The following is an 11,119-nucleotide window of genomic DNA, read 5'->3' as shown; positions in this document are numbered from 1 at the left end:
CGCCGACGAGCTGCGCGCGCTCAGGAGGCCGTGAAGATGTCGTCGATGCTCGTCGCGGTGATGACGCGATCGGTCCAGCGCGTCAGGTCGTCGACCGTGCCGTCGCGGAGTCGTTGGGCGACGGTGGGCGGGAGGTCGCCGAAGCGGAGGTGCATCTGTCGTAGGAGCACCTCGCGCATGGCCTCCTCGCGCCCCTCTTCGCGCCCCTCCTCTCGACCGTCCTCGCGGCTCTCTTCGCGAAGAGAGTCCAGGAACGGATGGCCTTTGGCCGCGAGGGCGCGGAGGACGGCTTCGTCGGCGTCGATCGCGCTGAACACCGCGCGGGCGTCGAGGGGGCGGACGAAACATGGGTCGTCGATGGACTCGAGCGGCGTCGCGGCCCAGGCGTTGGTGCTGGGCGCCCACTCGAGGATCTTTCGCTTCTTCACGATGAGCACGAAGATGCGTCGCACGCCGCGGGTGGAGAGCTGGCGCGCCTTCGTCGTCTGCGTGGCCAGCGACTGCTCGTTCACGACCTCGAAGGCGAGCTGTTCGAGGCGGCGGCCGCCCGTCACCTCGTCGCGCTCGCTCTCGAAGACGCTCGCGTCGGGCGCGAAGTCGTTCGGCACGCTCGTCCGCGTGAGCATGTCGACGGCGACGCTGAACCCAGGCTTCACGTGCGCACGCAGCAGGTAGGCGAGGTCGGCGTGAGGAACGGCATGGTTCTCGTCCGACGGCGGCGCGAACACGAGCTGCCCCTCGAGGATCTCGGCACGCGAGCCCGGCGCGACGATCCGTTCATCGACGGGAGGCGCTCCACGACCGGGGAACCGCTGCATGACGATCATCGTAGCACTCGTCGCTCGTCCGCCGTCGTTTCGGGCTCCGCCCGAGCCCTGAAAGGGGTATCACTCGCCCATGCGTCGACTCGTTGCCGTCTCCGCTCTTCTCCTCCTCGCCGCCTGTGGTGGCAGTCCTCCGCCGGCTGCGCCGGTCGCTTCGCCGCCGGGCGCGAAGGCGGCGCAGGCGGCCGAGCAGAGCGATCCGCCGCTCGCGATGGATGCGCGCGTCACGAAGGGGAAGCTCGAGAACGGGCTGACCTATTACATCCTCCCGCACAAGAAGCCCGAGGCGCGCGCGCAGGTGTGGCTCGCGGTGAACGCCGGGTCGGTGCTGGAAGACGACGACCAGCGCGGGCTCGCGCACTTCGTCGAGCACATGGCTTTCAACGGGACGAAGCGGTTCCCGAAGAGCGAGATCGTCGACTTCCTCGAGAAGAGCGGCGTGCGGTTCGGCGCCGACCTCAACGCGTACACGAGCTTCGACGAGACCGTCTACACGCTGCAGGTCCCGACCGACAAACCGGAGATCCTCGCGAAGGCCTTCAACGTGCTGCGCGACTGGGCCGGCGACGTGACCTTCGACCCGGTCGAGGTCGACAAGGAGCGCGGCGTCGTCCTCGAGGAGTGGCGGCTCGGCCGCGGCGCCGGGATGCGCCTCTTCGACAAGCGCGCGCCGGTCCTCTTCCACGGATCGAAGTACGCCGAGCGCATCACGATCGGGAAGCCGGAGATCCTGAAGACCGCGTCGCGCGACACGCTCTATCGCTACTACAAAGACTGGTATCGCCCCGACAACATGGCGGTGATCGCGGTCGGCGACTTCACCGCCGCGGACATCGAGAAGCAGATCAAGGCGGAGTTCTCGAACCTGCCGCCGGCGGCGAAGAACGCGAAGCCGCGCGCGCTCGCGGAGGTGCCGGCGCACGCGCAGGACCTCTACAGCATCGAGACCGATCCCGAGATGACGGCGACGTCGATCAGCGTGATGACGAAGCTGCCGAAGCGGCCGCACAAGAGCGCGAAGGACTACCGCCGCGTCCTCACCGAGCAGCTCTACAACAGCATGCTCAACGCGCGCTTCGACGAGATCCGCCGCGCGCCGAACGCGCCGTTCTTGAGCGCGATGTCGTACGCGGGCGGGGGAGTCCGCTCGCTCGACGTCTTCAGCCAGAACGCGACGGTGAAGGAGGACGGCATCCCCGCCGGCTACGCGGCGCTCCGGGAGGAGCTCCTCCGCGTCGAGAAGCACGGCTTCGTGAAGAGCGAGCTCGAGCGCGCGAAGGCGTCGACCCTCCGCAACTTCCAGCAGCACGTGAAGGAGTACGACAAGCGCGACTCGCGCGTCTTCTCCGCCGAGATCGTCCGCAACTTCCTCACCGAAGAGGCGATGCCGGGCCCCGAGAAGGAGCTCGCGCTCGCGGAGGAGATGCTCCCCACCATCACGCTCGAGGAGCTGAACGTCCTCGGGAAGACGCTCGGGAAGGGGAGCCACGTGCTCGCGGTCGCGGGCGGGCCCAAGATGGTGAAGCCGACGCCGGAGACGTTCTCCGCGCTCGACAAGGAGCTCGCGGCGAAGGACGTGAAGCCGTACGACGACGGCGGCGAGGGCGTGCCGCTCATGGCGAAGGCGCCGGCGCCGGGGAAGGTCACCGCGACGAAGTCGATCGCCGAGATCGGCGTCACGGAGTGGACGCTGTCGAACGGCGTGCGGGTCGTCGTGAAGCCGACGACCTTCGCCAACGACGAGGTGAAGCTCTCCGCGTTCTCGCCGGGCGGCACCTCCCTCGTGAAGGACGCCGACTTCGACACCGCGCGCGCCGCCGACACGATCGTGAGCCAGGGCGGCATCGGGCCCGTCGACGCGGTCCAGCTCCGGAAGTCGCTCGCGGGGAAGATCGCGTCCCTCAATCCGCGCATCAACGAGCTCGAGGAGGGCTTGACCGGCAACGCGTCGCCGAACGACCTCGAGACGCTGATGCAGATGGTGCACCTCACCTTCACCGCCCCGCGCAAGGACGAGAGCGCGTTCGCGAGCTGGCGCGCGCGTGAGACCGAGCGCGTGAAGAACCGCCGCCTCTCGCCCGAGAGCACGTTCCTGGAGGACATGTCGCTCTTCTCGACGCAGAACCACCTCCGCCGTCAGCCGACGACGCCGGAGAGCCTGCTGAAGGTCGACCTCGACAAGGCGCTCGCGATCTACAAGGACCGCTTCGGCGACGCCGGCGACTTCACGTTCCTCTTCGTCGGGAACGTCGAGCTCGAGAAGCTGAAGCCGCTCGTGGAGACCTACCTTGGAAGCCTGCCGTCGAGCGGACGCAAGGAGACGTGGAAGGACCCCAAGGTCGCGCGCCCGTCCGGCGTCGCGAAGAAGGTCATCACCAAGGGGAGCGAGCCGAAGAGCAGGGTGATGCTCACGTTCCACGGCAACGAGAAGTTCACGCGCGACACCGAGAACGACATGAAGATGCTCGGCGAGGCGCTGCGGATCCGCCTCCGCGAGGTCCTGCGCGAGGACATGGGCGGCGTCTACGGCGTCGGCGCGAACGGCGGCATCGCGCGCCGGCCGCGCGCGGAGTACTCGTTCAACGTCAGCTTCGGCTGTTCGCCCGAAAACGTCGATAAGCTCGAAAAAGCCGTGTTCGACGAGATCCAGTCGGTCCAGGCCCAGGGCGTCAGCGACCTCTACGTCACGAAGATCAAGGAGATGCGCAAGCGCGCGCACGAGACCGACCTGAAGGAGAACTCCTTCTGGCTCCGCGAGCTCGAGCGCGCGTACGTCTACGGCGACGATCCGAAGCAGATCCAGGACATCTCCGCGATGACGGAGAAGGTCACGTCCGATCGGATCAAGGCGGCGGCGAAGAAGTACCTCTCGAAGACGCAGTACATCCTCGGCGAGCTGAAGCCGGAGACGACGGCCGCCGCGAAGTAGTCGCCGACCGTCGATCTTCCGCTAGAACGGGCCCGCGTGCGTGCCTTCGCCTTCGCGGTTCTCGTGTTCGGCGCCGCCCTCGGCGCGTGCCGCGTCGAAGAGGTCGCGACGGGATCGCCGCGGAGCGTCGCGGGCACGGGCGCGATCCCGCTCGCGACCGCGCGATCGTACCTCGACGAATACGCCGGGCTCGCCGCGGCCGACGGCGGCAAGCTCTGGGGCCGCTCGCTCGCGGGTCCGTTCCTCTTCGTCGATCCCGGCACGCGGCAGGTCGTCGCGAACGAGCGCGACGCGCAGGGCAAGCTCGCCGCGCGTGACGGCGTGTTCGTCGGGCGCCTCGGCGACGACGACATGATCGCGAACACCTCCGTCGAGTGGAGCGGGACGCGGTGGACGATGGTGATGTGGGACGACGACTTCGCCGAAGACGCCGCGCGTCGGCGCCGCCTCATGTTGCACGAGGCCTTTCACCGCGTGCAGCCGGCGCTCGGGCTCGTCGCGGCGGGGGAGCCGAACGAGCACCTCGACACCCGCGACGGACGCTACTGGCTGCAGCTCGAATGGAACGCGCTCGAGACCGCGATCGCGTCGCCGCCCGTCGCCGCCGCCGCGATCGCGGACGCGCTCGCCTTCCGCGCCGCGCGTCGCCGCGCGTTCCCGGAGGCGGCGGCGCGCGAGAACGCGCTCGAGATCCACGAAGGGCTCGCGGAGTACACCGGCGCGCGCGCGAGCGGGACGAGCGAGGCCGACGCCGTCGCGGCGGTGCGCGCGCGGCGCCAGGCGACCTCGGGCTTCGTCCGCAGCTTCGCGTACGTGAGCGGCCCGCTCTATGGATACCTGCTCGATCGCACCGGCGACGACTGGCGCCGCGGCCTCGGGAAGGACTCCGATCTCGGGGCCCTCCTCGCGCGTCGCGCGCGCGTCGACGTCCCCGCGTCCGGCGACGCGGAGCGCTGGGGCGGCATCGCGCTCGGCACCGCCGAGGACACGCGCGAGGCCGAGCGCCAGGTGCGGCTCCGTGCGTGGCGGGTCGCGCTCGTGGAGGGCCCGGTCCTCGCGATCGACCTCACCACCGTGACCTCGGGGAGCTTCGATCCGCGGAAGGTGCACGCCTTCGCGTCGAACCAGGTCGTCTACACGAGCCGCACGCTCGTCGCGCCGTGGGGCAAGCTGACGATGGAGGACGGCGCGATGCTCGAGGACCGCGCGAGCGCCCGCGCGTTCGTGTCGCTCTCGCGTCGCGACTGGACGCTCCGCCTCGAGCCGGGATGGACGCTCGCGCCGGGCGAGCGCAGCGGCGATCGACGAATCGTCCGGCGTTGATCCCGGCGCGGCTCTCCGGCGCTCGCGATCAGCGGACCGTCGGCGGGAGGCGGCGGCGCGGCGGCTCCTCGCGGCCGGGTGTGGGGGTGGGGACCGGCGCGGGCGCGGGCGTGGGGGCTGGCGCGGACTCGAGCTGCGCGACGCGGGCGCGGAGCTTGTCGCGCTCGTCTTCGACGCGCTTGATGTCGCGGCGGTAGCTCTCGTCGGTCTGCTTCATCGCCGTCGCGTGGTCGGCGTTGAGGCGCGCGATCTCCTTCGCGTGCTCGCCCTCGATGCGCTGCTTCTCCTTCGCGTGCTCGTCGCGGAGCTGCTGGATCGACTGCGCCTGCTCGGTGTGGAGCTTCGTCGTCTCCTGCTGGTGCTTCAGCTTCTGCTCGTTGAGCGCCATCTCCCGCTCGAACCGGAGCTGCGCGACCTCGGTCTCGTGCTGCGCGACGAGCTCCTTGCCGTGCTCCTTCTCCGCCTGGAGGCTCGCCTCCTTCGCGCGGAGGAGGAGCTTCTGGCGCTCCGCCTCCGAGCCCGCCGTCTCGGCCTTCTTCCGCAGGCTGTCGGCGAGCGACTGCGCGCTCTCTGCCGCCGCTTGCGCCTGCTGGCGCGCGGTCTCCTGGTTCTCGACGATCCGCTTCTGGAGGTCCGTGATCTCCTGCTGCTTGCGCGTCGTCTCCGCTTCGAGCGCGGCGAGGCGGCGGTCGCCGTCGTCGAGCTCGGCGTCGAGCGCGCGGAGGCGCCAGGTCGACAGCCCGATCGTGAGCGCGAGGAAGAGCATCGACGCGACGACGGACGCGACGAGGCCGGGGTGGCGGCGGCCGGCGAGGTAGAGCGCGCCGAAGAGGCCGCGTTCTCCGGGGAAGGGGCGATCGTCGAGGAAGGCGCGGAGCGCCGCCGCCATGTCCTTCGCCGTCGCGAAGCGCTTCGTCGGATCGGTGTCGAGCGCGCGCCGCACGATCGCGCGGAGGCGACGCGGGACGCGCCGGCGCGCGAGCGCGTCGAACGGGACCTGGTTCGCGGCCGCCTTCGCGACGACGGTCATGACGTCCGCGTCCGGCCCCGCGTCGTGCGGCGCGTGCCCGGCGAGGAGCTCGAAGAGCACGGCGCCGAGGCCGTACACGTCGATGCCCTGGAGCAGCGCGCGATGCTGCGGGTTGCCGTCGGGATCGAGGCGCGGCACGCCGCGGGCTTGCTCCGGCGCCATGTACTCCGGCGTTCCGGCGAGGAAGCGACCGGCCGACATGTCGACCGCGACGGTGCGCGCCTTCGCGGGTCCGGCCTCGTCCGGCCGTGAGATCTCGTACGCCGCGAGCCCGAAGTCGGCGACCTGCGCGCGGCGAGCGGCGTGCGAGACGAGGACGTTGGCCGGCTTGAGGTCGCGATGGAAGACGTTGCGCGTGTGCGCGGAGTGGACGCCGAGCGCGGCTTCCATCACCCAGCGCGCGGCCTCCCGCACCTCGGCGTGGGTCGGCCTCGCGCGCGGCACGAGCGCGCCGAGCTCGGTCGCGAAGTGCTCCGCGCCGTCGTCGCCGAACTCGGCGCAGAGCTCCATGTCGATCGCGACGATCCCGAGCTTCGCGTCGACGCACGCGTTGTGGATGCGGACGACGTGGTCGCTCCGGATCCAGCTCGACGCTTGCGCCTCGGAGCTGACCTCGTTCGCCTTCCGGCCGTGGACGTCGTCGACGAAGAAGACCTTGAGCGCGACGTCGCGCCGGAGCTGTCGATCGTGGACGCGCCACACCACCGCCGTCGCGCCGGACCCGATCTCGCGCTCGAGCACGTAGCGATCGGCGACGACGACGCCCGGCGCGAGCACCGACGAGACCGTCTGCGCGGCGGGCCCTTGCGCGATCGTGGCGCCGAGCGGCGCGGCCGCGATCGTCGCCGGCGGCGCGGGCGTCAGCGCCTGTGCGGCGTACGGCGCGACGGGCGGCGCGGGCGAGGTCTGCTCGTGCGAGTCCGTCACCGTCTGCGCGACGCCGGACCGCCGCATCGTTCCGCCCATGGTCTTCCATCATACGAAGACCGCGGCGCGGCGTTGCCTCGCTTTGCATGAGTTTACGAACGTTGCAGAGTGCACTCGTGTGCGACAGCGCCCGAGATCAGAGCCCGTCCTTGCGGATGCGCGCCACGACGTCGCGGAAGAACGCGACCTGATCGAAGCCGCCCTGGCCGATGACGAACGCGTTGTGATCGGCCGGCACGCAGCGCTGGAACTTCCCCCACTTCGCGTTCTCGACCGTCACGAGGCCGTCGTTCGCCTTGCCCTGGCCGTCTTCGAGGATCTTCACCGTCGCGAGGAGGTTGGGGCTCACGCGCCGCACGTCGTTCGGATCGTTCGGCTGCTCGCCGTCGTCGCAGACGCCGGCGCCGGTCTGCTTGTTCGTGCGCCCCGCCCAGCTGAAGTACTTCACGCCGGGATCGTCGGTGTACTTCGGGTTGAACACGTCGCGCATGTGCGGGGTGGAGAGCTCGGTCACCTGCGCGCGGAGCGCGGGATCGTCGTCGAGATCGGACATCCGCTTCTGCGCGATGCCGAGGAGCACGTCGCTGCCCTTGTCGATGACGCCGTCCGGCACGCGGGCGGTGATGCCGAGCGCGAAGTCGGCGACGCCGCTCCCGAGGTGCGGCGTCGCGACGGTGGAGATGGAGGCGATCTTCTTTCCGAGGCCGAGGCCGCCCGGGCTCGCGATGACGCGCGCGTCGAGGCCGCCCTGCGAGTGGCCGATCAGGTTCACCTTCTTCGCGCCGGTGTTCTTCATGATCGTCTCGAGTTGCTCGACGATCATCTTCGCGCGCTGCTCGCTCGTGTCGTACGGCTGCGAGAGGGTCTGGAAGACCTGGTTGCCGTTCTTGGTGAGGTCCTCGGGCACGCCCTGGAACATCTTCACCTTGATGAGCCCCTCGGTCTCGACGAACCCACCCATCCCGTGGAGGAGGACGATCGGGAAGGGCCCCTTCGGCTCCTCCTCCGCCGGCGCGGCGGGATCGTTCGCCGCCGCCGCGGCCTCTTCCGCGTCGTCGCTCCCTTCGACGAGGACACGGGCGGGAGGGCCATCGCCTGCTCCATCGCAGGCGGCGAGGGAACCGACGAGGAACGCGAGGAGGAGGACCGGACGGACCATGCGTCCCCTCCAAGCGAAGAGGATGCCGACCCGATCTTCGATGATTCCGCACTTTTACGCCCCTTCCCCCGTCACTCCACCGTTACAGTCCCCCACGCCCGATCCATCGGGTAGCATGTAAACATCTGTGTTTTATTGCTAAGACCGCGGCGCCGCAGGCAGCTCGCGAAGCGGCCACGCCAACGGTTGCGAGCGCGAACCGGACCGCGCCCCAGGGGCCCCAGAGCCGGCCGCGCCCGCGGTTGCGAGCGCGCCCCGGGGCCCCAGAAGCGGCCGCTCCAGCGGTTGCGAAGCAACCCTCGCGCTCCGCGCGAGGGCCGTGTCTGGGGTGGGGGTGTCGGGGGCGAAGCCCCCGACGTTGAAAGAGTGTCTGGGGTGGGGGTGTCGGGGGCGAAGCCCCCGACGTTGAAAGCCTAGCGAAGCGCTTTGGGAGCACGCCGTGGCGTGGCGACGAGCGTGCGGATGCGGGCGGCGAGGTCGGAGCCGGTGACGCTCTTCGAGATGTAGCCGTCGGCTTCGACCTCCTTCGCGAGGTTCCTGAGGATCGTCTCGTCCGAGGAGCTGTGGAGGACGAAGCGCGTCATCGGGGGCGCGCTCTTCCGCGCGATGAAGAGGATGCGATCGCCGGAGAGGGCAGGGATGTCGACGTCCATCAGGACGACGTGCGGCACGAACGAGCGGACGATGTTCGTGACGCCGATCGGGCTCTCGCAGGTCATCACGTCGAACCCCTCGCCCTTGAGGGTGCGTTCGAGGAGCTCGAGCTGCATGGCGTCGTCGTCGACGACGAGGACGCGGAGGGAGTCTTCAGCCATGGGAATCCTTCGCCCCCTTCGAGTCGCCGATCGCCTGTCGGAGCGCGGCGAGGAGGAGCTCCCGCTCGACCGGCTTCGTGAGGTACTCGACGCAGCCCGCGCGCCGCGCGCGGTCGCGGTCTTCCTTCGAGACGTGCGCCGTCAGCGCGATCACGGGGACGTGCTCGATCTGCGGCGTCGCCTTGATCTTGGCGGTCGTCTCGCAGCCGTCCATGCGCGGCAGCGACAGGTCCATCAAGATGACGTCGGGCATCTCGCGCTTGGCGCGCTCGTAGCCGTGCTCGCCGTCTTCGGCCTCGAGCACCTCGTAGTCGCCTTGGAGGTAGCGCCGCACGATGTCGCGGTTCTGCGGCGAGTCCTCGACGTACAGGACGCGCGGCAGCTTCCGCGCGTTCTTGTGCGACTCGCGGAGGAGGAGCTTCGCTTGCGTGACGACCGAGTCCATCGCGAGCCCTCCTTTCCGGATGACGTGCGCGAGGCCGGCGCGGAGGCTCGCCTCGTCGTTCGCGTCGAGCGTCCGCCCGGTGAGGACGATGACGGGCACCGACGATCCTTCGTTCCGCAGGTGGGCGAGGACCTCGAAGCCGTCCATCCGCGGCATCGTCAGGTCGAGGACGAGCAGCGCCGGGCTCATCACGCGTGTCTTCAGGAGCGCGTCTTCTCCGTCGCGCGCCTCCTGACAGCTGAAGCCGGCCGCGCGGAGGTTGCGGACCACGAGCTCGCGCGCGTGCGCTTCGTCGTCGACGACGAGGACGGTGCCGCCCGTGTCGCGGATGTTCCGCTTCACGACGTCGACGAGGCGCTCGGGATCGAACGGCTTCACGAGGAAGTCGCACGCGCCGAACGAGAAGCCGCGTCCGCGCGCCTCTTCGACGGAGATGATGAGGACCGGGATGTGGCTCGTCGCGGGGTCGTTCTTCATCTCCGAGAGCGCGGACCAGCCGTCGAGGCGCGGGAGATGGATGTCGAGGACGACGGCGGCGGGGCGATGCCGGCGCACGGCCTGGAGCCCGGCGACGCCGTCGGCCTCGGACATGACGCGGAAGCCCTCTTTTTCGAGCTCGCCCTCGAGCAGCGCGACGATCATCGGGTCGTCGTCGATGATGATGATGAGCGGCGCCTCGCCCGCGGGCGCGCTGTGGCCGCGGGCCTCGGCGCGGTGGACGACCGGCGTCCCGAGGCCCTCCGCGTCGAAGGCGTTCGGCAGCACGACGGTGAACTTCGAGCCGCGGCCGAGCGTGCTCACCACGTCGACGCGGCCGCCGAGGATGCGGCTCACCTCGCGGACGATCGCGAGGCCGAGGCCGGTGCCGCCGATCTTGCGCGTGGAGGTGCCGTCGACCTGGCGGAACTTCTCGAAGATGTGATCGAGCTGGTTCGGCGGGATGCCGGCGCCGGTGTCCTCGACCGCGAGGACGAGCGTGCTGCCCTGCGCGGTCGCCTCGACGATGATCTCGCCCGAGTCCGTGAACTTCGCCGCGTTCGAGAGCAGGTTGAGGAGGACCTGCCGGATCTTGAGCGAGTCGGTGAAGATCGTCCGCGCGGCGGGGTCGATGTTGCAGCCGACGGTGACGTCCTTGCCCTTCAGGAGCTCGCGCACCGTCGCGACGCACTCGTCCGCGACGGCGGCGAGATCGACCTCCTCGCGCACGATGTCGACGCGCCCGGCCTCGATCTTCGACAGGTCGAGGATGTCGTTGATGAGGGCGAGGAGCGTCTTCGCGTTCGACTTGATGACGTTCAGATCGCGGCGGCCGTGCGGGGTGAGGCGCGCGCCCTCTTCGCGGAGGACGAGGTCGCAGTAGCCGAGGATGCCGTTCAGCGGCGTGCGGATCTCGTGCGAGAAGTTGGCGAGGAACTCGCTCTTCAGGCGCGCCGCCTCTTCGAGCTGTCGCGCGCGCTCCTCTTCGACGCGCTTCGAGCGCGCGAGGTCGTTCGCGAGGCGATCGAGGTCCTCGTTCTGCTGGCGGATGACCTCCATCTGGAGGGCGCGCTGCTGGTAGCTCGCGATGGCGCGGGCGGCGAGCGACTTCTGGGCTGCCGCTTCCTGCTTCAGCCGCGCGTTCTCGGCTTCGAGCTGCGCGACCCGTTCTTCGAGGCTGAGGCTCATGG

Annotated in this window: 7 protein-coding genes; 2 read left to right on the top strand and 5 right to left on the bottom strand. The window is 70.0% G+C overall.

Annotated elements, in window-relative coordinates; genetic code table 11:
- Positions 1-20: 20 nt before the first annotated feature.
- Complete coding sequence (locus tag KF837_18380) at positions 21-818, bottom strand: Uma2 family endonuclease (GenBank protein MBX3229293.1); 798 nt, start codon at positions 816-818, stop codon at positions 21-23.
- Positions 819-897: 79 nt separating this feature from the next.
- Between KF837_18380 and KF837_18375 the strand changes: the two genes are divergently transcribed.
- Both KF837_18375 and KF837_18370 read left to right on the top strand, forming a co-directional pair.
- On the top strand, positions 898-3,753 hold the full coding sequence (locus KF837_18375; GenBank protein MBX3229292.1) for an insulinase family protein: 2,856 nt from the start codon (positions 898-900) through the stop codon (positions 3,751-3,753).
- Between the two features lie 36 nt (positions 3,754-3,789).
- Positions 3,790-5,076 (top strand): hypothetical protein, encoded by a 1,287-nt coding sequence (locus KF837_18370; protein MBX3229291.1) that lies wholly within the window; start codon positions 3,790-3,792, stop codon positions 5,074-5,076.
- A 28-nt stretch (positions 5,077-5,104) separates the two neighbouring features.
- Here the strand turns inward: KF837_18370 and KF837_18365 are convergent, their stop codons facing one another.
- The 4 genes from KF837_18365 to KF837_18350 form a co-directional block, all read right to left on the bottom strand.
- Positions 5,105-7,072, bottom strand: a complete 1,968-nt coding sequence (locus tag KF837_18365) for a protein kinase (GenBank protein MBX3229290.1) — start codon at positions 7,070-7,072, stop codon at positions 5,105-5,107.
- Positions 7,073-7,169: 97 nt separating this feature from the next.
- Positions 7,170-8,192 (bottom strand): hypothetical protein, encoded by a 1,023-nt coding sequence (locus KF837_18360; protein ID MBX3229289.1) that lies wholly within the window; start codon positions 8,190-8,192, stop codon positions 7,170-7,172.
- A gap of 413 nt (positions 8,193-8,605) precedes the next feature.
- Complete coding sequence (locus tag KF837_18355) at positions 8,606-9,007, bottom strand: response regulator (protein ID MBX3229288.1); 402 nt, start codon at positions 9,005-9,007, stop codon at positions 8,606-8,608.
- Entirely contained in the window at positions 9,000-11,117 is a 2,118-nt protein-coding gene (locus tag KF837_18350) for a response regulator (protein MBX3229287.1), read from the bottom strand. Before KF837_18350 ends, KF837_18355 begins: the two co-directional genes overlap by 8 nt.
- Positions 11,118-11,119 lie beyond the last annotated feature (2 nt).

The organism is Labilithrix sp., assembly GCA_019637155.1.
In the GTDB taxonomy this organism is placed as follows: Bacteria; Myxococcota_A; Polyangia; order Polyangiales; family Polyangiaceae; genus Labilithrix.
This window is presented reverse-complemented; position numbering and strand designations above follow the sequence as displayed.

What these genes read in the sequence shown, in the direction of transcription:
- KF837_18360 (MBX3229289.1), bottom strand. Translation starts at nt 8,192, where the DNA reads ATGGTCCGTCCGGTCCTCCTCCTCGCGTTCCTCGTCGGTTCCCTCGCC.
- KF837_18375 (MBX3229292.1), top strand. Translation starts at nt 898, where the DNA reads ATGCGTCGACTCGTTGCCGTCTCCGCTCTTCTCCTCCTCGCCGCCTGT.
- KF837_18350 (MBX3229287.1), bottom strand. Translation starts at nt 11,117, where the DNA reads ATGAGCCTCAGCCTCGAAGAACGGGTCGCGCAGCTCGAAGCCGAGAAC.
- KF837_18365 (MBX3229290.1), bottom strand. Translation starts at nt 7,072, where the DNA reads ATGGGCGGAACGATGCGGCGGTCCGGCGTCGCGCAGACGGTGACGGAC.
- KF837_18355 (MBX3229288.1), bottom strand. Translation starts at nt 9,007, where the DNA reads ATGGCTGAAGACTCCCTCCGCGTCCTCGTCGTCGACGACGACGCCATG.
- KF837_18380 (MBX3229293.1), bottom strand. Translation starts at nt 818, where the DNA reads ATGCAGCGGTTCCCCGGTCGTGGAGCGCCTCCCGTCGATGAACGGATC.